The 23,576-nt window shown below is 60.7% G+C and carries 19 protein-coding genes, 1 tRNA gene and 1 pseudogene; 15 read left to right on the top strand and 6 right to left on the bottom strand.

The window, feature by feature from the left end; genetic code table 11:
- Positions 1–856: 856 nt before the first annotated feature.
- Entirely contained in the window at positions 857–1,432 is a 576-nt protein-coding gene (locus B9A15_RS22385) for a hypothetical protein (RefSeq protein ID WP_139798156.1), read from the top strand.
- Between the two features lie 377 nt (positions 1,433–1,809).
- Here the strand turns inward: B9A15_RS22385 and B9A15_RS02295 are convergent, their stop codons facing one another.
- Positions 1,810–2,823 (bottom strand): hypothetical protein, encoded by a 1,014-nt coding sequence (locus B9A15_RS02295; RefSeq protein WP_084408324.1) that lies wholly within the window; start codon positions 2,821–2,823, stop codon positions 1,810–1,812.
- On the opposite strand from B9A15_RS02295, the gene B9A15_RS02290 reads away from it, so the two are divergent.
- The 4 genes and pseudogenes from B9A15_RS02290 to B9A15_RS23725 form a co-directional block, all read left to right on the top strand.
- The gene (locus B9A15_RS02290) at positions 2,823–4,496 is read left to right on the top strand and encodes a type IV secretory system conjugative DNA transfer family protein (RefSeq protein ID WP_084408323.1); all 1,674 of its coding nucleotides are present in this window, start codon (positions 2,823–2,825) and stop codon (positions 4,494–4,496) included. The two genes, B9A15_RS02295 and B9A15_RS02290, sit on opposite strands and share 1 nt — an antisense overlap.
- Positions 4,489–4,839 (top strand): hypothetical protein, encoded by a 351-nt coding sequence (locus B9A15_RS02285; RefSeq protein ID WP_084408322.1) that lies wholly within the window; start codon positions 4,489–4,491, stop codon positions 4,837–4,839. The genes B9A15_RS02290 and B9A15_RS02285 overlap by 8 nt, the downstream gene beginning before the upstream one ends.
- Before the next feature lie 123 nt (positions 4,840–4,962).
- Positions 4,963–5,274 carry a hypothetical protein gene (locus B9A15_RS02280; protein ID WP_084408321.1) on the top strand — a complete coding sequence of 104 codons (312 nt, stop codon included), beginning with the start codon at positions 4,963–4,965 and terminating at the stop codon, positions 5,272–5,274.
- 17 nt (positions 5,275–5,291) lie between these two features.
- Positions 5,292–6,341, top strand: a pseudogene (locus tag B9A15_RS23725) (recombinase family protein); the annotation flags it as partial.
- 505 nt (positions 6,342–6,846) lie between these two features.
- On the opposite strand, the gene B9A15_RS02260 reads toward B9A15_RS23725, so the two are convergent.
- Positions 6,847–6,923 (bottom strand) — tRNA-Arg (locus B9A15_RS02260).
- A gap of 685 nt (positions 6,924–7,608) precedes the next feature.
- On the opposite strand from B9A15_RS02260, the gene B9A15_RS02250 reads away from it, so the two are divergent.
- Both B9A15_RS02250 and B9A15_RS02245 read left to right on the top strand, forming a co-directional pair.
- Positions 7,609–7,827, top strand: coding sequence for a hypothetical protein (locus tag B9A15_RS02250; protein ID WP_084408317.1), 219 nt, complete (start codon positions 7,609–7,611; stop codon positions 7,825–7,827).
- Between the two features lie 121 nt (positions 7,828–7,948).
- Positions 7,949–8,368 carry a DUF4864 domain-containing protein gene (locus B9A15_RS02245; protein ID WP_084408316.1) on the top strand — a complete coding sequence of 140 codons (420 nt, stop codon included), beginning with the start codon at positions 7,949–7,951 and terminating at the stop codon, positions 8,366–8,368.
- Between the two features lie 190 nt (positions 8,369–8,558).
- Here the strand turns inward: B9A15_RS02245 and B9A15_RS02240 are convergent, their stop codons facing one another.
- Positions 8,559–9,197 (bottom strand): MarC family protein, encoded by a 639-nt coding sequence (locus tag B9A15_RS02240; protein WP_084408315.1) that lies wholly within the window; start codon positions 9,195–9,197, stop codon positions 8,559–8,561.
- 342 nt (positions 9,198–9,539) lie between these two features.
- Here B9A15_RS02240 and gyrA point away from each other — a divergent pair, with 342 nt between their 5' ends.
- Positions 9,540–12,308, top strand: a complete 2,769-nt coding sequence (gene gyrA, locus B9A15_RS02235; RefSeq protein WP_244556766.1) for a DNA gyrase subunit A — start codon at positions 9,540–9,542, stop codon at positions 12,306–12,308.
- A 185-nt stretch (positions 12,309–12,493) separates the two neighbouring features.
- On the opposite strand, the gene B9A15_RS23590 is transcribed toward gyrA, so the two are convergent.
- Complete coding sequence (locus tag B9A15_RS23590) at positions 12,494–12,622, bottom strand: hypothetical protein (RefSeq protein WP_280173772.1); 129 nt, start codon at positions 12,620–12,622, stop codon at positions 12,494–12,496.
- Between the two features lie 196 nt (positions 12,623–12,818).
- Between B9A15_RS23590 and coaD the strand changes: the two genes are divergently transcribed.
- The 6 genes from coaD (at position 12,819) to B9A15_RS02205 (ending at position 18,073) form a co-directional block, all read left to right on the top strand.
- Positions 12,819–13,301: a pantetheine-phosphate adenylyltransferase gene (coaD, locus tag B9A15_RS02230; protein ID WP_084408313.1), complete on the top strand. Its 483-nt coding sequence runs from the start codon at positions 12,819–12,821 to the stop codon at positions 13,299–13,301.
- 54 nt (positions 13,302–13,355) lie between these two features.
- Positions 13,356–13,952, top strand: coding sequence for a peptidylprolyl isomerase (locus B9A15_RS02225; protein ID WP_084408463.1), 597 nt, complete (start codon positions 13,356–13,358; stop codon positions 13,950–13,952).
- 210 nt (positions 13,953–14,162) lie between these two features.
- On the top strand, positions 14,163–14,642 hold the full coding sequence (locus B9A15_RS02220; RefSeq protein ID WP_084408312.1) for a peptidylprolyl isomerase: 480 nt from the start codon (positions 14,163–14,165) through the stop codon (positions 14,640–14,642).
- 19 nt (positions 14,643–14,661) lie between these two features.
- Positions 14,662–15,753, top strand: coding sequence for a tRNA preQ1(34) S-adenosylmethionine ribosyltransferase-isomerase QueA (gene queA / locus B9A15_RS02215; protein WP_084408311.1), 1,092 nt, complete (start codon positions 14,662–14,664; stop codon positions 15,751–15,753).
- Positions 15,750–16,880, top strand: coding sequence for a tRNA guanosine(34) transglycosylase Tgt (tgt, locus tag B9A15_RS02210; protein ID WP_084408310.1), 1,131 nt, complete (start codon positions 15,750–15,752; stop codon positions 16,878–16,880). Before queA ends, tgt begins: the two co-directional genes overlap by 4 nt.
- A 188-nt stretch (positions 16,881–17,068) precedes the next feature.
- The gene (locus tag B9A15_RS02205; protein WP_084408309.1) at positions 17,069–18,073 is read left to right on the top strand and encodes a cation diffusion facilitator family transporter; all 1,005 of its coding nucleotides are present in this window, start codon (positions 17,069–17,071) and stop codon (positions 18,071–18,073) included.
- 131 nt (positions 18,074–18,204) lie between these two features.
- Here the strand turns inward: B9A15_RS02205 and ssb are convergent, their stop codons facing one another.
- Positions 18,205–18,720 (bottom strand): single-stranded DNA-binding protein, encoded by a 516-nt coding sequence (ssb, locus tag B9A15_RS02200; protein WP_084408308.1) that lies wholly within the window; start codon positions 18,718–18,720, stop codon positions 18,205–18,207.
- Positions 18,721–18,956: 236 nt separating this feature from the next.
- Between ssb and uvrA the strand changes: the two genes are divergently transcribed.
- Positions 18,957–21,839 (top strand): excinuclease ABC subunit UvrA, encoded by a 2,883-nt coding sequence (gene uvrA, locus B9A15_RS02195; RefSeq protein ID WP_084408307.1) that lies wholly within the window; start codon positions 18,957–18,959, stop codon positions 21,837–21,839.
- A gap of 1 nt (position 21,840) precedes the next feature.
- Here uvrA and B9A15_RS02190 read toward each other — a convergent pair whose 3' ends face one another.
- Positions 21,841–23,370 carry an NAD(P)H-hydrate dehydratase gene (locus tag B9A15_RS02190; RefSeq protein WP_084408306.1) on the bottom strand — a complete coding sequence of 510 codons (1,530 nt, stop codon included), beginning with the start codon at positions 23,368–23,370 and terminating at the stop codon, positions 21,841–21,843.
- Between the last annotated feature and the right edge of the window lie 206 nt (positions 23,371–23,576).

The raw sequence follows: 23,576 nt of genomic DNA, 5'->3' as shown, positions 1-23,576 counted from the left end.
CATACGACCAACGCGCCCGTCATCCTTGTCCAGAGATGGCGGGGCGGCGGTGCAATCCGGAATAACCAGTGGCAACAACAGCAGCGCTTGCAGCGTCAGCAACAGCTTCGGCAAAGACAGCTCCAGCAACAGCGGGAGCAGGCACGGCGCTATCAGCAGCAGCAAAGGCAGAAAGCCTTGCAGCAAGAGCAAGCGCGAAAGGCGGCGCAGCGGGAACAGGCTCGCCGGGTAGCGGAGCGCGAACGCATCGATCGGGCAAGAAGATCACTTCGTAGGGCTCCGTCGATTGCCTTGCGCGCAGGCACCATCAGTGGGAGAACGCCCACTCTACTGGACCGAAGCTCCCCCAGCAACTCAGATCGACTCGACGGTCCCCGCCACCCTCAACGATACTTCGGAAGAAAATTGAGTCCTTCAGGTATCGAGGCACGATTCGCCGGTGACAATCTAACTCGTAGCTCTAGGATTTCTGGTTCATTTAATTCGATTACTAATGCGACGGTAGTTATTGGGAAGGTGCGAACACTTCAGAGTGTACAGACTGGAAAATCTTATTCTCGTCTGAGAGACACGACGCTCAGAAAAAATGAGATGACATTACTGTCCAGATTGCCAAACCGGGGAACTCCTCAATCCAATTGGCGTCAAAATTACTCCGAACTTAGGAAAGAGATCAGAAAAGGCATTCCAATTAGAGACGGCTCCGTCAATCCTAATATTGGATCAACGCTCCGCACATCGAATACAGGATTCTTAATGATGGAAAGATTTATACTAAAATCGAGAGGATGGGTGTATAATTCTTCAACTCAGCATTGGCATCCGCCAAATTAGGGGCGAGAAATTAGTTAATATTATGGACAAAGATTTATATTTTTCATCGTTAGTCGCTGAATGCTTTGAATTTCTTATAAAAGATTATCAGTTTGAAATGTCAATAGAATACCCTCTAGAAATCCATTTTCGGTCCGAAAAAATCCTCCTATCGATTGAAAGAGAAACTAGATCTGGATGGATTGGATTGGAGATATCTACGGCCACTGGCGAGATGGGGGTATCTCTAGAAGAGATAGCTGGCCAGTTTGGTGGAGCCCTTGAGGATTACGAGAGCGGACTATACGCATATGAGGACGCCGTTGCCGCTAAATGCCTCCAGAAGCTGGCTGAAAAAGTGAAAACCCACTTGCACAAACTGCTTCTCGGAGATTTGGATGAGCTTCAGCGGCTGCATACAGTTGCGCAAGAGAGTCGACGTCTTGTATTGGCCGACATGCAATTCGGTGGCTTGCGGACGCGCGCTCATGAAGCATGGGATCGCGGCGATTCTCAAGAGTACCTTCGGGTGACGGATCAGATCGAACCTGAAAGCTTGACAGATTCGGAAGTGCGCCGTCGTCGAATGGCAAGAATACGTCTGAGTACAAAGAGCTAGATGCGCGAGGCGGCAGCCGTTTAGATCAGATCGACATTATTGATTACGAAAATCTTCGCAATTATACATTGAGTTAAGCGATAGAAAGGCCGCAGCCTATAGAATGGAAACAAATGATGCGCTATATCAAATTATAAAGAAAAACGAGCATCTCAATATAGATGAAAATGATGAAATATATGCACATGACGGAAATTTTTACGTGCTGATATCAACCCGCGTTGTGTATGATAATTTATTTTGTTTCAACCGAAATTGGCAGCTTTTGTGGCGACTAAACACAAAGGCTACGCTCGTTCAGAGTTTCGACCCAACGACCATGACAGCTCATATGCAGTCCGGCGCTGATATCACTATCAACAGAAACGGTGACATCGTTAAAATCGTTTCTGATCACTAGCCTCGCAACCGATCCAGCTGCAAATTTCAGCATCAACCGCGTTCGCGAGGACGATCTCCGGCGCAAAGAGTGGGTCATCCGCCCGATAGGCCACAAAGCTGTAGCCCGGATGCGGGCCCTCCCATGCCACTGCGATCACGGTGCCGCGTAGCTCCTGCACCGGCCTGTTGCCATCGACCATCGGTCGCCAGGCGTGGATGGCGTAGAACTTCACGCGGGGCTCCTCTTCGCCGAAGCCGAACAGGAAGAGATTGGTGCCGGAATTGAACACAAGCCCCTCGTCGGCTTCCTCGATGAGGATGCCGCCGCGTGCTTCGTCGCGGTAGGTCTGTTCTTCGCGATAGCGGGTGAGACCGCCCACGGTCGTGATGATGAGGCGGGATATTAAAACGCGGTCGCGCCGCGCCGGTGTCGTCCAGGCGCGGCGGTAGAGGCGGTATGTGCCGTCGAGATTATTGAGTCGGCTGAACCTGAGCTGCGATAGCGTTTTCTGCTGCGCGGCGATGAAGGCGGCGAAGCCTTCCGGCAGGTCGGGGGCCGGATTGTAGATCGACGTGCGAAAGCTCTCGGAGCGCTCCAGGAACTCGAACACAATGCGCTTCTTGTGCGATTGCGCGTTTGTGAGGCGCGCAAGCCCTTCTTGCTGCCAGCGCGCCAATGTCGATGCGGCGATCAGGTCTTTTCTGTCCTGATGCTGGCCGCCCCTGCGGGTACTATCGGTCGCGGTAGCGCGCGGGTCGGCATTGAGCGCCCCGGCAAGGCGCACCAGAGCGCCCTTCTCGGCGGCTAACTCGCTCAGGGCCTCGTGCAGCCGCCTGTTATGCTCTTCCGTTTCCTGCCAGGGCATCGCGTATCCGAATCTGCAAATCTCCGCATCGGTGCGGAGCTTTGCACGAAAAATGCGAATGAAGAAGTTTGCTTTCCTTTCTGTTTCAGGTTTTCCAGCATCACCAGCTTTTCCTTTGTCAATCGTGACGAAGGGGAAGTCCAATGTCGGGCCAGAACAAGCAAAAGTCAGGAGCACCGCTCGGCAATCTACTGATTGGCGTGTCGGTCTTCGCACTGACCTCTGGAATGGACGGCCCAAGTCTCACTGCTGCGGATCAGCTTTATCTTGGCTTTTTCCAGTTCATCGGCGCGACGGCGATGCTGATCGGCGTCGGCGGTTATCTGAAGCTCTGGCAACAGCGCGCGAAGCGCAAGCTGGCTGAGCTGCCCTCCAACACATTTGGCGGCGCGGCATTTGCGACGCTTCCAGACTGTGAGGCGGCGGGCCTGTGCGATCCGCGCGGGCTGTATCTCGGCGTGCTGGATGGCCAACCGCTCTTTTATTCCGGCAAGGCACATCTGCTGACCGCTGCCCCCGCTCGCCAGGGCAAGGGTATCAATGTCGTTATTCCGAACCTGCTGCACTTCCAGGGCTCGGTCTTTGTCACCGATCCCAAGGGCGAGCTGGCGGCGGTGACGGCGGCGCATCGCGCCGAACGGCTCGGCCAGAAGGTCTATATCCTCAATCCCTGGGGCCTGCATGGCCTGCCGCAGCATCGCTGCAATCCGTTGCAGCCGCTGCTCGATGCGGTGAACGATCCGGCTTTGATACGTGGCGTTGCGGACGAAGCCAAGGCGCTCGCGCTCCAGCTTCTGCCGGAGCCGGAAGACTCGCGGAACCGCTATTTTCGCGAAGGCGCGCGCACCATTTTGCGCGCCGTCATGCTGCATCTCGCCACGCGCGGCGCTCCTGTCACCTGCACGCTGCCTGAGATGTGGCGCGTGCTCTCCAGCACCAAACGTATCGAGAAGCTGGTCGCCCAGATGACCGCTTCCGATGCGCTGTTCGGCATGGTCGCCGATCTGGGCCAGGATTTGGCTCATCAACTCGAAGACAATCCCGATCAGTTTGCAGATTTCCGGCAGGGCGCGGTGCAGACGCTCGATATCTTCGATCCGGTCGGCTTCCTCGGTGCTGCCGTCAGCGGCTCCGACGTCGATTTCCGCGCGCTGAAGGAAGGCAAGGCCAGCGTCTATCTGGTGATCCCGCAGGATCGGATCGCCACGCACGGGGCCTGGCTCGGCCTTGTCACACGGCAGGCCATCGCCGCCGTAGCGCGATCTTCCGGGCGCAACGAAGTGCTGTTCGTCCTCGATGAGTTCGCGAACATGGGCAAGCTCGCAGGGCTCGCCGAAAGCCTGACGGCGCTTCCCGGCCTCGGCGTGCGCGTCTGGGCCTTCGTGCAGGAGCTATCAGAGTTGATCCGGCTCTACGGGCCGTACACGGCGCGCACCGTCCTCTCGCAGGCCGAAGTGAAGCAGTTCTTCGCCGTGCAGGACGATCAGCTCGCCAAGACCCTCTCGGCGGCGCTCGGCCAGCGCACGGTCAAAACCCGCAATTTCAACCTCGGACGCACTGAAGACGACGAGATCGGCGAAAGCCTCGGCGAGACCGGCAGGCCGCTCATGTCGCCCGATGAAATCCGCCTGATGGGTGCGGATGAGCAGCTTCTGCTCATCAAGGCGCTGCCGCCGATCCGCGCGCAGCGTCTGCCTTTCTGGTTCGTCTCGCCCTGGGCGTCGTGGGCGGCGCGCAATCCCGTCGAAGGCGGCTATCCACAGCCAAGGCCGCAACTGCGGCTCACCTACAGCAAGAGGAGCAACGGCGATGAATGATTACGATGTGAAAATCACTGGCACGAAGAAGCCGCACAAGCGCCCGCATATCATCCTGCGCATTCTCGATGCGCCTTGGGATTTGACAGTCGCGGCGCTCAAGCGTCCGCGCGTGCTGATGCTCCTGGGCGGTATCTGGTTCGCCTGCAATGTCGGCACGCCGCATATCGGCAGCGAGTACCAGTGCCGCTATCCGACACGTCCGGGTCAGCCCTGCCAGTCCTTCAACTATTGCATCTATCACGGTTTTCAGGGGCGGCGCGTCGTCGTGCCGGTCGGTGGCGAGACCTGCGGCCTCTTCAAACTGATCCCGCCCGATTGGGAAAAGCTCGCTGAAGAATGACGGCGGGGCGAAGCGGACTCAAACGGATTCAAAAGGAGTGGAGCGGACTCAGACAGACTATCGAAGGATGTAGAATTTGATCGACTACTACATTTAGTAGTAAAATTATAGAAGGGGTGCGATATGTTGGGTGATAACACGAATGGCGGTAACCGCAATCTCTCCGGTCGTTTCGATGCGTCAGCACGGCCTATCGTTACTGTGGATGTGGAGAAGTATCAGGCGTATCTCGACGATCCGAACCTGAGCGAAGAACAGAAAGAGGAGTTCCTTCAGGCCATCTGGTCTATCATGGTTGCCTTTGTAGACCTCGGCTTCGGCGTCCATCCCTTGCAAGAAGTATGTGGACAAGATTCGGAAGAGTCCTGTCCGTGCGCAAAAGAAGGCTTCGATAGAGTAAAATCGAAGCCTTTAGAGCAACCTGAAAACACTTAGATTCCAGCCCCTTGAACATGAAGGGCGGACTGGAGGCAGACATGAACATGCACGAGACACAAGACCGGGATATAAGCAAGGCCGTCATCTATTGCCGCGTGTCGAGCACGAAGCAGACCGTGCGCGGTGACGGCCTCGGCTCCCAGGAAACGCGCTGCCGCGAGTTCGCCAAGTACAAAAATTACGAAGTCGTCGAAGTTTTCCGCGACGACAGCTCAGGAAGCCTCACCTCCCGCCCCGGCATGCAAGCCATGCTGGCTTTCCTTTCGCAACACCGCAAGGAACCGCACGCGGTCATCATTGACGACATCAGCCGCCTTGCGCGCGGACTGATGGCGCATTTTGAGCTGCGGGTGAAGATCGGCGATGCCGGTGGCGTCCTTGTCAGCCCCTCTATCGAATTCGGCGAAGATTCCGACTCTCAGCTTGTCGAGAACCTTCTTGCTTCTGTTTCCCAGCACCAGCGCCAGAAAAACGGCGAGCAGACGGTCAACCGTATGCGCGCGCGCATGCAAAATGGCTATTGGGTGCATCAGGCTCCGGTCGGCTATCGTTATGAGCGCGAAAGCGGGCATGGCAAAATCCTAGTGCGCGATGAGCCGAATGCCTCCGTCCTGCAAGAAGCGCTGGAAGGCTATGCCTCCGGGCGCTTCGAGACGCAGGTCGAAGTGAAACGCTTTCTGGAGCGTCAGCCGTCTTTCCCGAAAGACTTGCCGAACGGCGAAATCCGTAATCAGCGCATCACCGACATGCTGACGCGCGTCGTCTATGCCGGGTATATCGAATCTCCCGGCTGGGGAGTCACGCTGCGCAAGGGCAAGCACGAAGGGCTTATCAGCTTTGAGACCTTCGAGAAGATTCAGACTCGCCTAAAAGGCACGGCAAAGGCTCCGGCACGCAAAGACATCAATGCGGACTTCCCGCTGCGCGGCTTTATCCTCTGCGACGATTGCCAGAAGCCGCTGACTGCCTGCTGGTTGCAGGGCAAGAATCAAAAGTATCCGTATTATCTCTGCCCGACCAAGGGCTGTGAGAGCTACCGCAAGTCCATCAAGCGCGAAGAGCTGGAAAGCTCGTTCGAAGGACTTCTGGAGCGTCTGGAGCCGTCCGAGAACCTGTTCAAGCTGGCGAAAGCCATGTTCAAGGATGCGTGGGACATGCGCCTTGCGCAGGCGAAGCACGCCACAAAGCATCTCAAGGCCAACGTCGCCGAGGTCGAAAAGAAGATCGAGGCAGTGCTCGACCGCATCGTCGAGACCGACAACGCCTCAGTCATTGCAGCCTATGAAAAGCGCATCAGTAAGCTGGAGCGGGAAAAGGCTTTGGCCGAAGAACAGCTGGTAGCAAACGGCAAACCGCGCATGACCTGGGAGAAGTCGTTCGAACACGCACTCCATTTTCTATCAAGACCTTGGAAAATATGGATGAATGCCGATTTGATCGGCAAGAAAACAGTCCTTAGACTGGCTTTTCTGGAGCCTTTGGCATACAGCCGGATCGAAGGACTTCGAACACCTAATTTATCCTTTCCATTCAGGATATTAGGTGATTTTCCACCCCCTAGAAGCGAGATGGCGCGCCCGAAAGGATTCGAACCTCTGACCCCCAGATTCGTAGTCTGGTGCTCTATCCAGCTGAGCTACGGGCGCTTGCCTTGGTCGGCTGAGAGGTCGTTGCCGTCTCGGCCGCCGGTGGAGGCTTGCTAACCGGTCTCTCGGACGAATGCAACCCTCGAAATCGATCGAATTTCGCGGTTGCGTTCAAAGCATGCGCTTTGCCCGTGACAAACACATGTCACCGGGCCAATTGGACGGCGTCGCTCCTGTCCGAGCGTGTCCGCCTCGACTGAATTCGCTCCGCCGCGACGCGAATCGATCGCCGCCGCTGCCGCCGCTTCGATTCAGACATGGCTACGTTCTTTTCGCCGCCCCGTCGCGCTAGTGCGCGAGAAGCGGCCACCGGATCGCGGCCAGCGCAGCCTTCGGTTCCTCACGATGTTTCTCATCGCGCGCGGATCGCTTCGTCGTTTGCCAACCGATCTCCAGCCTCGCGAAAGCCGAAGGCGGGACGATAGCCCCAGATCGGCGCGCTCCACCCTGACGGAGCCTGGCGCGATCGGTCTGTCCTGACCGCGGATGTACCGGCAGGATCGACCGCTGAAGAGCCGTCCGGGGCGACCTGGACGGCTTCTTTCTTTTCTCCACATCATTTTGCAACGAATCGTGACGGCGCGGCGTATCCGAGACGCGGGTGAGACCCGAGATTCGATCGGCCATCTTGAGACGGCAGACGCAATAGGACCATCACGAGAGATCAGAAAGGAAGTTACGTCCCATGACACGCGAGGAGGCAATCCAAGAGGTGCATCGCTGCGCCGAGGCTTTGAGCAAGGCTCTCAATCAGGCCGCCGAACTCGGCCAATCGGTCGATGTCGAAGTCGTCTCGCACCCCCGCGAGGGCTCTCGCACGGATCGGCGTCGGGTTGTCGTCCACTTAAGCGGATCGGACGTTGGCAGACGCCCAGAGGATCTGCATTCGGCCAATGACTTCTGACGGCTCCACCGTCACTCTGACGTGAGAAGGAGCGATTTCACAGGCTTTTGAGACCGATCCTGGTTCCGAAAACCGTATCTCATCTTCAGGATATGAGTATCGGACAGGGAGACCTCGGATCATGACATGGCGCCCAATCCTTTTCACATTGGCCTTATTGGGCGTCTTGATCACGGGAGCGCCGGCTCGAGCCGGTGACGCCGAGGACATTCGGGCGGTGATCTCCGCCCAAATCAACGCGTTCCGCACGGATGACGCCGCCGCGGCCTTTTCCTATGCCGCACCCGGCATCCGCTCGATGTTCGGCACCGAGGACCGCTTCATGAAGATGGTCAGAAGCGGATATCCCTCCGTCTATCGCGCCAGCAATGTCGTTTTCGGGAAATTGGAGCCCTATCGCGGCGGCTTTCGCCAGGACGTTCACCTCACGGGGCCGAAAGGTCGAAGCTGGGTCGCCTCCTACACCCTGGAGCGTCAGCCGGACGGGACGATGAAGATCACCGGCTGCGTGCTCCGCCAGTCCGAGGAAACCTCCGTATAAGCCCAATCTCGGCAGATCGCAGTGACTCGATATCCCGCAGGATCAACGCCCCGGACGGCGTCAGGCAGTCTTTTCCAAGGCAGAGCCCGTCTATTTTCCGTCTCTCGACCGTTTATCGTGTCGCCCGACGGTGCGCCATCCGCCCGTCTTCGAGACCTCTTGATACGCCCGAGAATCGCGAGGCAGATCGCTATCGAGCCGTATTGATGTCGAAGAGCTGGATCGCCCCATCGGCGACGAATTGGACGGCCAAAGCGGCGAGAACGACGCCGAGGAGGCGTGAGATGACGGCCCGGCCGGTCGCGCCGAGAAGTCCGTCGATGCGATGGGCGACGGCAAGGCAGGCGAAGGTCACGGCCAAAGCCAAGGCGATGGTGGCGATGACGCCGGCCTTGCCGATCACGCTCGGCAATTGGCCGGACAGGAGGATGACGGCGGAGATCGCGCCGGGACCGGCAATCAGGGGAATTGCGAGCGGAAAGGCCGCGACGTCGGCAATATCGTCATTTTCCGCAACGGCGCGATCGGCGCTCTTTTGATGGCGCTCCTTGCGCCGTTCGAAGACCAGTTCGAATCCGATCCAGAAGAGAAACAGCCCGCCGGCCACCCGAAACGCCCCGAGCGAGATTCCCAGCGTCTGAAGCAGCGAAAGACCGACCAGCGCGAAGACGGAGAGAATCGCCAAAGCAAGGAGGCAGGCCCGCATGGCAATCGCGATACGACCTTTCTGATCGACACCCGGTGTCACCGCCAGAAAGAGCGGGATAAGCCCGAGCGGATCGACGATGACGAACAGCGTCACGAAGCCATTGAGAAGAAGATCGAGCATCGAGCCCTCGCATGGGTGCAGCCTCTTCTTCACACCATCCTTTGGGTTAGGAGGCAAGGAACGCTGCGCGGGAGCTCGTCATGGCTCGCCAAACGCGCTCTATCGCTTTCACACCCCTGTCATCGGTCTTATATGACCGGTCTGAGCTGCCGTGCCATTCCGGGCGCGCGGCATTGTTTGCGCTGCCTTTGACCTTCGGTCTATAGCGAGCGCACGCATCCATCGGATTTTCAGGACGATTCCTTGGCCGAAGAGAACGACGACATTCCGCCCGCACCTCCCCCCAGGGGGCCGGAAGGGCCGACCGAAAGCGGTATCGGCACCGTTTCGATCATAGAGGAAATGCAGCGCAGCTATCTCGATTACGCCATGAGCGTCATCGTCAGCCGCGCCCTCCCCGACGTGCGCGATGGCCTGAAGCCCGTCCATCGCCGCATTCTACATGCCATGAACGAGATGGGCCTCACCTCGACCAAGCCTTACCGCAAATCGGCGGGTGTGGTCGGCGAGGTGATGGGTAAGTTCCATCCCCATGGCGACTCGGCGATCTATGACGCGCTGGTGCGCATGGCGCAGGACTGGTCGATGCGCGCCCCGCTCATCGAGGGCCAGGGAAATTTCGGCTCGATCGACGGCGATCCGCCGGCGGCCATGCGCTACACCGAGTGCCGTCTTCAGAAGATCACCGATGCGCTCCTCGTCGACATCGACAAGGAAACGGTCGACTTCCAGGACAATTACGACGGACGCGAGACCGAGCCTGTCGTCCTTCCGGCCCGCTTTCCAAATCTCCTCGTCAATGGGTCGGGCGGCATCGCCGTCGGCATGGCGACGAACATTCCGCCCCATAATCTGGGTGAAGTGATCGATGGCTGTATTGCGCTGATCGACAATCCGGCGATTTCTCTGTCCGAGATGATGGAGATTATTCCGGGGCCGGATTTCCCGACCGGTGCGATCGTGCTCGGCCGGGCCGGTATCCTGTCGGCCTATTCGACCGGTCGCGGCTCGATCCTTATGCGCGGCAAGGTCCATGTGGAAACGATGCGCGGGGACCGCGAGGCCATCGTCGTCACCGAAGTTCCGTATCAAGTGAACAAGGCGACGATGATCGAGAAGATGGCCGAACTCGTTCGCGACAAGCGGATCGAGGGCATCTCCGACATTCGCGACGAATCCGATCGCGAGGGTTACCGCGTCGTCATCGAATTGAAGCGCGACGCCTCCAGCGACGTCGTTCTCAACCAACTTTATCGTTTCACGCCGCTTCAAACCTCCTTCGGCGCCAATATCGTCGCGCTGAATGGCGGCAAGCCCGAACAGCTGACCTTGATGGACATGCTGTCGGCCTTCGTCGCCTTCCGCGAAGAGGTGGTCAACCGGCGGACTAAATATCTCCTGCGCAAAGCGCGCGAGCGCGCCCATGTGTTGGTTGGTCTTGCCATCGCCGTCGCCAATATCGACGAGGTGATCAAGCTCATTCGCCAGGCGCCCGATCCGGCGACGGCTCGCGAGCAGTTGATGGAGCGTGAATGGGACGCCAAGGATGTGGCGCCGCTCGTGCGTCTCATCGACGACCCGCGCCATCGCATTTCGGAGGCCGGCACCTATCGCCTGTCCGAGGCCCAGGCGCGTGCGATCCTCGATCTGCGCCTCCAGCGTCTGACGGCACTCGGCCGTGACGAGATCGGCGACGAGCTCGAAAAGATCGGGACCGAGATCAAGGACTATCTCGATATTCTGTCCTCGCGGGCTCGCGTTCTTCAGATCATCAAAGATGAGCTGACCGATATTCGCGACGAGTTCGCCACGCCGCGCCGGACCGAATTGACGGAAGGCGCGGCCGATCTCGACGATGAGGACCTGATCCCGCGCGAGGACATGGTCGTGACCGTCAGCCATGGCGGCTACATCAAGCGCGTTCCGCTCAGCGTCTATCGGGCCCAGCGCCGGGGCGGCAAGGGCCGTTCGGGCATGAGCCTGAAGAACGACGAGGATTCGGTCACCCGGCTCTTCGTCGCCAACACCCATACGCCCGTCCTGTTCTTCTCCTCCCGTGGCATCGTCTACAAGGAGAAGGTCTGGCGGCTGCCTCTGGCGACGCCGCAATCGCGTGGCAAGGCATTGATCAATATGCTGCCGCTCGAAAAGAACGAGCGCATCACCTCGATTCTGCCGCTGCCGACCGACGACGAGGCGGCGGAAAAGCTGAACGTCATGTTCGCGACGACGCGCGGCACCGTTCGCCGCAACAAGCTGAGCGATTTCACGCAGGTGAATCGCAACGGCAAGATCGCGATGAAGCTCGAGGAAGACGGCGACGAAATTCTCGCCGTCGCGACCTGCCAGGAGGAGGACGATGTGCTTCTCACGGCGTCGTCGGGCCTGTGCATTCGTTTCCCCGCGACCGATGTGCGCGTCTTTGCGGGCCGCAACTCGGTCGGCGTGCGCGGCATTTCGATGGCCAAGGGCGATCGGCTGATCTCCATGGCGATCCTGCGTCATGTGGATGCGACACCGGCCGAGCGCTCGACCTATATCAAGATGAGCCGCGCCACCGATGGCGAGGTGCAGAGCGAGGTGTCGGTCGACGAAGAGGGCATCGAGGACGTTCGCATCGATCCCGAGCGCTACGGCTTCCTGTCGGCCAATGAGGAGTTCATCCTCACGGTCAGCGAATTCGGCTATGGCAAGCGCTCATCCTCCTACGACTTCCGCACCTCCGGGCGCGGCGGCAAGGGAATTCGTGCGACCGACGTGAACCGGATGGGCGAGATCGGCCAGTTGATCGCGGGCTTCCCCGTCGAGCCGGGCGACCAGATTCTGCTCGTCACCGATCGGGGTCAGTTGATCCGCGTTCCGGTCGAAGGCATCCGCATTGCCGGTCGCGCGACACGCGGCGTGACGATCTTCCGCACAGCCGAAGGCGAGCGCGTCGTCTCGGTGGAGCGCATTCCCGATCAGGGAACGGATGAGGCGGGTGAAGCAGACGCCGACGCGATCATCGAACCAGAGGACGGCTCATCGGAAAGCGGCGAGAATTCGGCCACGAACAGGAACGATGGCGATCTCTCCGGACCTGACGGCTCGAACCCGGATGAAGAGGTCTGACCGCCTCTCGGCAGATCTAGCAAAAAGGCTCCTCTTCGATTGAAGGGGAGCCTTTTTCGTTTCAATGGCAGGCCGCATCTAATAGATGAAACGGCTGGTGATCGATACTGCAATGAAGAAATTGAAAGGTTGATAAAGGACTAACGGTAGGCAAGGATGCTCGACAGTCTGCGTCGATGCGCTAATCAGCGTATCTGTCTGGAGCGGCGTGCCAACACTTTGACCCGCGAGTCCTGCTGCTCGTTATGGAGGGTGACCGCGGTCGCTGCGGCAAGGCTGAGGACCATGGCGAGTGAAAGCGCGACGATCAACATGCAAGTGTTCTCCTCGTTTCGTACCCCATTAACGGCCGTGCGCAGCAATTCGTTCCAAGACGCGCGCCAACAACCTTGCAGCCAGACCGGCATGTGACAGCACAAGCATCTCTGACACCATAGAATGTATCTTCGCTGCTTGGCTTTGGCGAGTTAAGTTTCGTGACAGCTCCTGCAACACTCCGAGAGGTGACCCGTGAGGCTGGCATTCTATCCCGGCTCCTTCGATCCCGTGACGAACGGACATTTGGACATTCTGCGCCAGTCGCTGATTGCTTTCGAAAGGGTCGTAGTCGGGATCGGAGTCCATGCGTCGAAGATGGCGATGTTCTCTTTCGACGAGCGCGTGGCCCTGATCCGCGACTCGCTCACCGCCGAAGCGGCTGCCCGCGTTGATGTGGTTCCCTTCGATGGCCTTGTCGTCGAAGCGGCAGCACAAGCCGGTGCCAGCGTCCTCATACGCGGCCTGCGGGATGGGACGGATCTCGACTACGAGATGCAGATGGCGGGCATGAACGGCGTCATGAAACCTCAGATCGCGACGATCTTCTTTCCGGCAAGCCCGGCGACCAGGCCCATTACGGCCACATTGGTTCGTCAGATCGCGAAGATGGGGGGCGACGTCACGCCCTTCGTGCCGAAGCCGGTCGCGGCCGCTTTGGCCGATCGCCGGGCGTAAGGCAGGAAACGCTTTGCGCAGGGCGCGCCCTATTTGTTCAACGAGGTGTTCTTCATGAAGTTTTTCTCGACGATCGGTCTGATTGCCGGTCTGGTCCTTGCGACCGGGGTCGGCTCGGCCTTTGCGCAGTCCGATGACGCCGACAACCGGATGGCCATCGAGACCAATAAGGGCGAGGTCGTCATTCAGCTGCGACCCGATCTCGCGCCCCAGCATGTGGAGCGCTTAAAGGAGCTCGCCCGCGAAGGGGCCTATGACAATGTCGTCTTCCACCGGGTGATCGACGGCTTCATGGCCCAGACGGGCGATGTCCAGTTCGGGAAGGAGACGGGTAACGGCTACGACGCGTCGATGGTCGGGACGGGTGGATCGGACAAGCCTGATCTCCCCGCCGAATTCAGCGATAGCGAGACCTTTGATCGCGGCACGGTCGGCATGGCGCGCTCGCAGAACCCGAATTCCGCCAACTCTCAATTCTTCATCATGCTCGCCGATGGCGATTTCCTGGACGGCCAATACACGATCGTCGGCGACGTCGTTGAGGGCATGGATGTGGTCGACGAGATCAAGAAGGGTGATCCGGCACAGAACGGGTCGGTCGAGAACCCCGACAAGATGGTGAAGGTCACCGTCGGCGGCGGCGCCAACTGATCGGACCCGTCATGGGGGTGGCCCCGCGAGACTTCGCGGACTTGCGCCTCAGGTCGTTTTGGTCGAGATAGACCCCAATTTGCGGCGGTTCGGGATTGACCCGGGCCGCCGTTTCCATAGCTGGAGCGCGACGCAACTCTGGCTGAGACGGCGATGAGGTCGCCCGCTCCGTGCGGGGTCCTGGCCGATCGAAGAAAGGAGCCTTTTCAGATGGCTTACGAAAATCCCGAAAACGTCCTGATCCTCGAGACGACGAAGGGCCGCGTGGTTATCCGCCTGCGCCCCGATCTCGCCCCGAACCACGTCGCTCGGATCAAGGAGCTGGCGCGCGAAAATTTCTATGACGGTGTCGTCTTCCACCGCGTGATCGATGGCTTCATGGCTCAGACGGGCGATCCGACGGGAACCGGCGCCGGCGGCTCCGACAAGCCCGACCTCAAGGCGGAATTCACCGCCGAGCCGCACAAGCGCGGCACGGTTTCGGCCGCCCGCACCGCGGCGCCGAATTCGGCCAATTCGCAGTTCTTCATCTGCTTCGACGAAGCCCCCTGGCTGAACAAGCAGTATTCGGTCTTCGGCGAGGTGATCGAAGGCATGGAGAATGTCGACAAGATTAAGAAGGGCGAGCCGGTCCGCGATCCAGACTCGATCACGACCATGCGCGTCGCGACCGATATCGGCGCTGAGTAATCGAACCGTTCAGGCTCTCATGCGCGTCGATCTGTTCGATTTCGATCTGCCGGAAGAGCGCATCGCGCTGCGTCCGGCAGAACCGCGTGAATCGGCGCGGCTTCTTCAGGTCGCGCCGAGCGGCCTGACGGATCGACGCGTCGCCGATCTTCCCGATTGTCTGCGGCCGGACGACATTCTCGTCTTCAACGACACGCGCGTCATTCCGGCCCAACTCGTCGGCATCCGCCGGCGGGAAGGCCTGCCGGAGGGCCAAGGCGTCGCCGAGATCGAGGCGACGCTTCATATGCGCCTCGGTCCGGAGAAATGGGCGGCCTTCGTGCGGCCCGCCAAACGGCTGAGACCGGGCGACCGGATCGTCTTCGGCCATGAGGGCGAGACCTGCCTTCACGGCTCGCTGCAGGCAAATGTCGAGGAGCGAGGCGAGGCTGGCGAAGCGGTGCTCGCCTTCGATCTGTCCGGCCCGGTGCTCGACGAGGCGATCGCCGCTGTCGGCCATGTGCCGCTGCCCCCTTACATTGCCTCGAAGCGCCCTGAGGACGCACAAGACCGAACCGATTATCAGACGGTCTATGCGAAGGACCCGGGCGCCGTCGCGGCACCGACGGCGGGTCTTCATTTTACTCCGTCCTTGTTCGTGGCGCTGAAGGCGCGCGGCGTTTCCACCGAGTTCTTGACCTTGCATGTGGGCGCCGGGACGTTTTTGCCCGTCAAGGCCGAGACGACCGAGGACCATCGCATGCATGCCGAAATCGGGCATATCGATGCGGCTTTGGCTACCCGGCTGACAGACGCCAAGCGCGCGGGCCGCCGTATCGTCTCGGTCGGCACCACCTCGCTCCGCCTCCTGGAAAGCGCGGCGGAGCCGGACGGCACGATCAAGCCGTTTTCCGGCCCGACCGACATCTTCATCACCCCCGGCTATCGCTTTCGTGCCGTCGATGCGTTGATGACGAATTTCCATCTGCCGCGCTCGACGCTGTTCATGCTGGTTTCGGCCTTCAGTGGCCTGGAGCGCATGAGAGCGGCCTACACCCATGCAATCGGCGCGGGCTATCGTTTCTATTCCTATGGAGATGCCTGCCTCTTGGAGCGGGCGACAGACGCATGAGCGATGAGTTCCGCTTCAACCTGATCGCCACCGACGGCAAGGCGCGGCGCGGCGAGATCACCATGCCGCGCGGCACGGTGCGGACCCCGGCCTTCATGCCCGTCGGCACCGCCGGCACGGTCAAGGCGATGTATCTCGACCAGGTGCGCGATCTCGGCTCAGACATCATCCTTGGCAATGTCTATCATCTCATGCTGCGCCCCGGCGCCGAGCGCGTGGCGCGGCTCGGCGGCCTGCATGAATTTGCCCGCTGGCCCTATCCGATCCTGACCGATTCCGGCGGCTTTCAGATCATGTCTCTGGCTGATCTTCGAAAGCTCGACGAGCGCGGCGTGAAGTTCAAGAGTCATGTGGACGGAAGCGAATACGAGCTGACGCCTGAGCGTTCGATCGAGATCCAGAACCTTCTGGATTCGGACATTCAGATGCAGCTCGACGAATGCATCCGCCTGCCGGCGGAGCGCGCCGAGATCGAGCGTGCGATGGAGCTCTCGCTCCGTTGGGCCGAACGCTCGGCCAAGGCCTTTGGCAATCAGCCGGGCAAGGCGATGTTCGGCATCGTCCAAGGCGGCGACGTGATCGATCTGCGCCTGCGCTCGGCCGAGGCGCTCGCGGCGATGGACCTCAAGGGCTATTCGGTCGGCGGCTTAGCGGTGGGCGAGCCGCAGGAGGTCATGCTGAAAGTCCTCGAAGAGACGCTGCCGGCCATGCCGGGCGAGAAACCGCGCTATCTGATGGGCGTCGGCACGCCCGACGATCTCCTGCAGTCGGTGGCGCGCGGCATCGACATGTTCGATTGCGTGATGCCGACACGGGCCGGACGCCACGGCCTCGCTTATACGCGCTTCGGCAAGATCAATCTGCGCAATGCCCGTCATGCCGACGATCCGAGGCCGCTGGACGAGACCTCCGATTGCCCGGCGACGCGGGATTATTCGCGCGCCTATCTCCATCATCTCGTGCGCGCCAACGAGTCGCTCGCCGGCATGCTCCTGACCTGGACCAACCTCGCCTATTACCAGTCGCTGATGGCCGGCATGCGCTCGGCGATCGAGGCGGGCCGGTTCGCCGATTTTCGGTCGGAGACCATGGAGGCTTGGGCGCGGGGCGATATTGAAGCGATCTGACAATCGCGCCGCGCTATCCATCTGGCAATTATCGAAAACCTTCTGTTCGGGGACGCAGAGGTGCGCAGGACCGGGGACAGGCGAAATCGCCTTTCACTGACGCGCGACTCGCGAAATCTTGAAGAGCCGGCGAACTTTTTCGGCGCCTGAAGACTTACCGCTCCGGCACACCGAACAGGAGCAGTTGCATGGCACGATCACGGCGCAAGGTTCGGGATGGTGAGCAAGAAGCCGATGGCAGCAAGAAGGCGGTGATCGCCGCCATGGGCGCCAATCTGGCGATCGCGGTGACGAAGCTGGTCGCGGCGGTCTTCACCGGATCCTCGTCCATGCTCGCCGAGGGTTTTCATTCCATCATCGATACGGCGAATGAAGGCTTTCTCCTGATCGGTCTCAAACGGGCGAAGAAGCCCGCAGACGAGAAACATCCCTTTGGCTACGGATCGGAGGTCTATTTCTGGTCCTTCCTCGTCGCCATCATCATCTTCGCACTGGGCGCGGGCTTTTCAATCTTCGAGGGCGTGGAGGGACTGATCGCCGGGGAGTCCGAAAGCATCAACTCGCCATTGGTGGCTCTCGGCGTTCTGGCCCTCTCCTTCTGCTTCGAGGGCTATTCCTGGAGCGTTGCCTTTCGCGAGTTTCAGGACAGACGACGCGGCAATGGCCTGCTCCGGGATTTCCGCGACATGAAGGACCCGTCGATCTTCGTCGTCCTTTTCGAGGATTCGGCGGCGTGTCTCGGCATACTCATCGCGGCGGCGGGTGTTGGCCTTGCATGGGGCACCGGCATTCCGGCTTTCGATGCGATTGGCTCGATCCTAATCGGGGTTCTTCTCGGCGTCACAGCCGTGCTGCTTGCCATCGAAGTGAAGGGTCTCTTGATCGGAGAGGCGGCCGGACCAGAGATGGAAGAGCGCATCCGCGATCGGATCGCCGATCAACCAGAGATCATCGGCGTGAACGAGCTGCGCACGCTGCATCTGGGCCCGAGCGACGTGCTCCTGACCATGAGCCTCGACTTTCGCGACGACGTCGTATCCCAACGGATCGAGACGATCGTGACCGAGATCGAGCGCCGTGTTAGGGACGCCTTTCCGATCGTGCGGCGCGTCTTCGTCGAGGTCCAGTCCCAACAAGGGCACCAAGCTCTTGCAGGAGGCGCCGGCTCATCCGAAGCCACCGCCTCCGCTTAGAGCATGGTGTGGAAACGTTGCGCGACGTTTCCACACCGCGCGCAAGAGCGATGGTGCAGGGTTTTGGCCTCTCTCTGACCGGGACGGGCCGTAGCGCTGGCACCGTCTCCGGCCGATACGACATTTTCCAATCAGAACGGGATTTCGTCGTCGAAGTCGTTGGAGCCGCCCCCGCCCCCGGAGCTGCCGCCATAACCGCCGCCGCCGCCATATCCACGGTCGTCGTCGCGAGAAGAGCTTCCGCCCCCGCCGCGCGGCCCGCCATAGCTTCCGCCGCCCGCGCCGCCGCCTTCGCCGCGGCTGTCGAGCATTTGCAATTCACCACGATAGCGCTGCAGCACGACTTCGGTCGTGTAACGCTTCTGGCCGGACTGATCGTCCCAGGACCGCGTCTGCAACTGGCCTTCCAGATAGACCTTCGAGCCCTTTTTCAGGAACTGCTCGGCAACCTTGACGAGATTTTCGTTGAAGATGACGACATTGTGCCATTCGGTCCGCTCGCGCCGCTCGCCGGATTGGCGATCGCGCCACTGTTCGGACGTGGCAATCCGCAGATTGACCACCGCATCGCCGGAATTCAGGCGGCGAATCTCGGGATCCGCGCCGAGATTGCCGACGAGGATGACCTTGTTGACGCTGCCTGCCATGACGAAAAACTCCCTTCGAATTTCGCGCCGAACCCTAGTCGGTGGGACGCCCGGACGAAAGGGCTCGGATTTCATCGTCAACAACAAAAAGCACGGCACGCCATTGTGACTCTGCGGCGTCCAGGCTATAGAACAAAAATAGAACGATCAAGGGAGTCCAGGCCGAGCGCTTTAAAGACGACACGCGCGGCCATAGATAGGCGCGACTCTCGACAACAGACAAAGACCGATATCCCATGGCGGAACTGAAGACGATCTCGGTTCGCGGCGCGCGCGAGCACAACCTCAAGAATGTCGATCTCGACCTGCCGCGCGACACGCTGATCGTCATGACCGGCCTTTCGGGGTCCGGCAAATCCTCGCTCGCCTTCGACACGATCTATGCGGAAGGCCAGCGCCGCTATGTCGAGAGCCTTTCGGCCTATGCGCGGCAATTCCTCGAAATGATGCAGAAGCCGGATGTCGATCAGATCGACGGCTTGTCGCCGGCGATCTCGATCGAGCAGAAGACGACGTCGAAGAACCCGCGTTCGACGGTCGGAACGGTCACAGAGATCTACGACTATCTGCGGCTTCTCTTCGCCCGGGTCGGCATCCCCTATTCGCCGGCAACGGGCCTTCCCATCGAAAGCCAGACGGTCAGCCAGATGGTGGACCGGGTGATGGCGCTGGAGGAAGGGACCCGGCTCTATCTGCTGGCACCCATGGTGCGCGGCCGCAAGGGCGAATATCGCAAGGAACTGGCGGAGCTTCAGAAGAAGGGCTTCCAGCGCGTCCGCATCGATGGCGAGTTTCACGACATCGCCGACGCGCCTGCTCTCGACAAGAAGTTCAAGCACGACATCGACGTGGTGGTCGATCGCATCGTCGTGCGCGACGATATCGCATCGCGCCTCGCCGACTCGCTGGAGACGGCTCTCGGCCTGTCCGACGGCATCGCGGTCGCCGAATTCGCCGATGGGACCGACGAAGACGGCAAACCGCGCCAGATCGTCTTTTCCGAAAAGTTCGCCTGCCCGGTCTCCGGCTTCACCATCCCGGAAATCGAGCCTCGGCTCTTTTCCTTCAACAACCCGTTCGGCGCCTGTCCGAAATGTGACGGTCTCGGCTCGCAGCAGGCAGTCGATCCGAAGCTCGTCGTGCCCAATGAAGCCGTAACCCTCAAATCCGGCGCGGTGGCGCCCTGGGCCAAATCCACCTCGCCCTATTACGGCCAGATCCTCGATGGACTCGGCCGGCATTACGGCTTCAAGCAGACCGACCGGTGGGCGGACCTGCCCGAGGACGGCCGCAAGGCGATCCTGTTCGGCACTGGCAAGGACAAGGTCGAATTCCGCTTCAAGGATGGTTTGCGCGCCTATTCGACGACGAAGACCTTCGAGGGCGTCGTCAACAATCTCTCACGGCGCTGGAAGGAGACCGAATCAGCCTTCATGCGCGAGGAGATCGAGCGCTTCATGTCCGCGACCCCCTGCCCCGCCTGCAACGGCTATCGCCTGAAGCCCGAGGCGCTGGCGGTGAAGGTTGCCGGTTGCCACATCGGCGAAGTCACCGCGCTGTCGATCAAGACGGCCGTCGAATGGTTCGAGGCGCTTCCGGCAAAACTGTCCGACAAACAGAACGAGATCGCCGTGCGGATCCTGAAGGAGATTCGCGAGCGGCTGCGTTTCCTCAACGATGTCGGCCTCGACTATCTGACCTTGTCGCGCTCGTCCGGGACGCTCTCCGGCGGCGAAAGCCAGCGCATCCGTCTGGCTTCGCAGATCGGCTCGGGGCTGACGGGCGTTCTCTACGTTCTCGACGAACCCTCGATCGGCCTGCATCAACGCGACAATGAACGTCTTCTCGAAACGCTCAAGCATTTGCGGGACATCGGCAACACGGTGATCGTCGTCGAGCATGACGAGGACGCGATCCGCGCCGCCGACTACGTCGTCGATATCGGGCCTGCGGCCGGCGTCCATGGCGGCGAAGTCATCGCATCCGGCACGCCTGCCGAGATCATGGCCAATCCGAAGTCGCTCACCGGGCGCTATCTTTCGGGCGACCTTGGCATTGCCGTTCCCGAAAAGCGCCGCCAGCCGAAGAAGGGCAAGGCGGTCAAGGTCGTCGGCGCGCGGGGCAACAATCTCAAAAATGTCTCGGCTGAAATCCCGCTCGGCCTCTTCTCCTGCGTCACGGGCGTTTCCGGCGGCGGCAAGTCGACCTTCCTCATCGAGACCCTGTTCAAGGCCGCCTCGCGCCGCATCGCCAATGGCCGCGACGTGCCAGCCGAGCATGATCGGATCGAGGGGCTGGAACATCTCGATAAGGTCATCGACATCGACCAGTCGCCGATCGGGCGCACGCCGCGTTCCAATCCGGCGACCTATACCGGCGCCTTCACGCCGATCCGCGAGTGGTTCGCGGCCCTGCCCGAAGCCAAGGCGCGCGGCTATCAGGCGGGCCGCTTCTCCTTCAATGTGAAGGGCGGACGCTGCGAGGCCTGCCAGGGCGACGGCGTCATCAAGATCGAGATGCACTTCCTGCCCGATGTCTACGTCACCTGCGACGTCTGTCACGGGAAGCGCTACAATCGCGAGACGCTGGAAGTCACCTTCAAGGGCAAGTCGATCGCCGACGTTCTCGACATGACGGTCGAGGAAGGCGTCGGCTTTTTCGAGGCGGTACCGGCCGTCCGCGACAAGCTGGCGACGCTGAAGGAGGTGGGGCTCGGCTATGTCAAGGTCGGCCAGCAGGCGACGACCTTGTCCGGTGGCGAGGCCCAGCGGGTGAAACTTGCCAAGGAGCTTTCGCGGCGGGCCACGGGCAAGACGCTCTATATTCTCGACGAGCCGACAACGGGCCTGCATTTCCATGACGTCGCCAAGCTTCTGGAAGTCCTCCATGATCTGGTCGATCGCGGCAATACGGTTGTTGTCATCGAGCACAATCTCGAGGTCATCAAGACCGCCGATTGGTTGGTCGATATCGGCCCGGAAGGTGGCGATGGTGGCGGTGAAATTGTCGCGACCGGAACGCCCGAGACCGTCTGCGAGACCTGGCGCTCCTATACGGGCCGCTTCCTGAAAGAGCTCTTGGAGCGCCGCCCCACCGTGAAAAAGGAAGCGGCGGAGTAGGTTAGGTCTCGTCCATGAGGCGGGCGAGGTCGCCAAACACCTTCGGCAGCATCGGCGCCAGATCCTCGGCGATCAGCCCGGGCCCGAAGGCCTCGGCCGCCTTGCCATGCATCCAAACCCCGGCGCAGGCCGCCTCGAAGGCCGGGGTTCCCTGCGCGAGTTGTGCGACGATCATGCCGGTGAGGACGTCCCCGGTCCCGGCCGTAGCGAGCCAGGGCGTGCCCGTTGAATTGATGGCGGCCCGCCCGCCGGGCTCCGCGATCACCGTATCCCGGCCTTTCAGGACGACGATCGAATGGGCGCGGGCCGCCGCTTCCCGCGCCTGTTCGAGTTTGGCCCCTTCAGAGGATGCGAGATCGGGAAACAGGCGTTTGAACTCTCCGGCATGCGGCGTCATGACAAGACGTGTTTCGCTGGCTTTTTTTCCCGCTTCGCGAGCCAGGGCGAACAAGGCCCGGGGATCGTCGGCATAGGACGTGATGCCGTCGGCATCGAGAACGAGCGCGCGCGCTTTCTCAAGGATTAGCCGGGCGGCATCCCGCGCCTTGGCGCCGACGCCGAAGCCCGGCCCAAGGACGAAGGCGTTCAGGCGTTCGTCCGCGAGGTGAGTATCGAGTTCGCTCGCCCCCTCGCAGCGTTTTATCATAGCAGCCGTCAGATGGGCCGCATGGACCAACACCGCGCTCGCGGGCGAAAAGACGGTAACCAGCCCGGCCCCGGCGCGAAGTGCGGCATTGGCGGCAAGCCGTGCGGCGCCGGTCTTCGACGCGCCGCCGGACAGAATGACCGCATGGCCGCGATCATATTTGTGGCCGGCATCGGCAGGCCACCGGAGCGCTCTGCCCCACAAATTCGGATCGTTATCGAAGGTCCGCGGCCGAATCGTCTGCAGGACGTCTGGCAGAATACCGATTGGCCGGATCGTGATCTCGCCGCAGAGGCTGCGCCCGGGCTCCAGACGATGACCGGGCTTTGCGCGAAAGAAGCTGATCGTGCGACGGGCTTTGAAGGCCGTGCCGAGCACCACGCCGCTATCGCCCGCGACGCCGGAGGGCAAATCGATGGATAGGATCGGCGTTCGACATGCGTTCGCCCGCTCGACGCAGTTGGCGACCTCGCCATCCAAAGCTCGCGAGAGACCGGCGCCGAACAGACCGTCGATGATGAGCGAGAATTGGTCCGCCTCGAAGGCGGCGAGCGGCTCGATCTCGGCATTCCAGGCTGCACGCGCGAAGGCAGCATCGCCAGCCAGGCGCTCGGGATCACCCAGCGCGAAGACGCGGACCGCAAATCCCTGTTCCCGCAAGTTTGCCGCCGCCACATAGGCGTCGCCGCCATTGTTGCCCGGTCCGGCAAGACAGGCCACTGGTCCGGGCAGCGCGACCATCTCTGCGGCAACGCCCGCGACCGCACGCCCGGCCGCGCTCATCAGCTGCCAGCCCGATATCCCGCTTTCGATCGTCAGCCTATCCGCCTCCGCCATTTCCGTGGGCGTGAGCAAGGCGGTTCCGATTGGCGCGCATGTTGGCATCGACTTGCTTATCCTTTAGGCGATATGCATCATTATTATTCAAACAGAAGCCCGAAACGCACGCCCCAAAGCCTCTTCGCTTGGTTTGGACGAACAATGGAGCACAGGTCGGTGGACGCCAGGGCCGAAGCTTCTATACCCTTCGCGGTGGGCGCGCGGTGGACATGGGGGCGAGGCCTCATTTTTCTCCACTGCCCGACTTGCAG

This window comes from Fulvimarina manganoxydans, from assembly GCF_900176465.1.
Lineage (GTDB): Bacteria > Pseudomonadota > Alphaproteobacteria > Rhizobiales > Rhizobiaceae > Fulvimarina > Fulvimarina manganoxydans.
The sequence above is the reverse complement of the archived record's forward strand: the minus strand, read 5'-3'. Positions and strand labels throughout refer to the sequence as shown.

What these genes read in the sequence shown, in the direction of transcription:
- B9A15_RS02290 (WP_084408323.1), top strand. Translation starts at nt 2,823, where the DNA reads ATGTCGGGCCAGAACAAGCAAAAGTCAGGAGCACCGCTCGGCAATCTA.
- gyrA (WP_244556766.1), top strand. Translation starts at nt 9,540, where the DNA reads ATGCAGCGCAGCTATCTCGATTACGCCATGAGCGTCATCGTCAGCCGC.
- B9A15_RS22385 (WP_139798156.1), top strand. Translation starts at nt 857, where the DNA reads ATGGACAAAGATTTATATTTTTCATCGTTAGTCGCTGAATGCTTTGAA.
- B9A15_RS02190 (WP_084408306.1), bottom strand. Translation starts at nt 23,370, where the DNA reads ATGCCAACATGCGCGCCAATCGGAACCGCCTTGCTCACGCCCACGGAA.
- queA (WP_084408311.1), top strand. Translation starts at nt 14,662, where the DNA reads ATGCGCGTCGATCTGTTCGATTTCGATCTGCCGGAAGAGCGCATCGCG.
- B9A15_RS02280 (WP_084408321.1), top strand. Translation starts at nt 4,963, where the DNA reads ATGTTGGGTGATAACACGAATGGCGGTAACCGCAATCTCTCCGGTCGT.
- B9A15_RS02285 (WP_084408322.1), top strand. Translation starts at nt 4,489, where the DNA reads ATGAATGATTACGATGTGAAAATCACTGGCACGAAGAAGCCGCACAAG.
- B9A15_RS02220 (WP_084408312.1), top strand. Translation starts at nt 14,163, where the DNA reads ATGGCTTACGAAAATCCCGAAAACGTCCTGATCCTCGAGACGACGAAG.
- uvrA (WP_084408307.1), top strand. Translation starts at nt 18,957, where the DNA reads ATGGCGGAACTGAAGACGATCTCGGTTCGCGGCGCGCGCGAGCACAAC.
- B9A15_RS02225 (WP_084408463.1), top strand. Translation starts at nt 13,356, where the DNA reads ATGAAGTTTTTCTCGACGATCGGTCTGATTGCCGGTCTGGTCCTTGCG.
- ssb (WP_084408308.1), bottom strand. Translation starts at nt 18,720, where the DNA reads ATGGCAGGCAGCGTCAACAAGGTCATCCTCGTCGGCAATCTCGGCGCG.
- B9A15_RS23590 (WP_280173772.1), bottom strand. Translation starts at nt 12,622, where the DNA reads ATGTTGATCGTCGCGCTTTCACTCGCCATGGTCCTCAGCCTTGCCGCA.
- tgt (WP_084408310.1), top strand. Translation starts at nt 15,750, where the DNA reads ATGAGCGATGAGTTCCGCTTCAACCTGATCGCCACCGACGGCAAGGCG.
- B9A15_RS02240 (WP_084408315.1), bottom strand. Translation starts at nt 9,197, where the DNA reads ATGCTCGATCTTCTTCTCAATGGCTTCGTGACGCTGTTCGTCATCGTC.
- B9A15_RS02205 (WP_084408309.1), top strand. Translation starts at nt 17,069, where the DNA reads ATGGCACGATCACGGCGCAAGGTTCGGGATGGTGAGCAAGAAGCCGAT.
- B9A15_RS02245 (WP_084408316.1), top strand. Translation starts at nt 7,949, where the DNA reads ATGACATGGCGCCCAATCCTTTTCACATTGGCCTTATTGGGCGTCTTG.
- B9A15_RS02250 (WP_084408317.1), top strand. Translation starts at nt 7,609, where the DNA reads ATGACACGCGAGGAGGCAATCCAAGAGGTGCATCGCTGCGCCGAGGCT.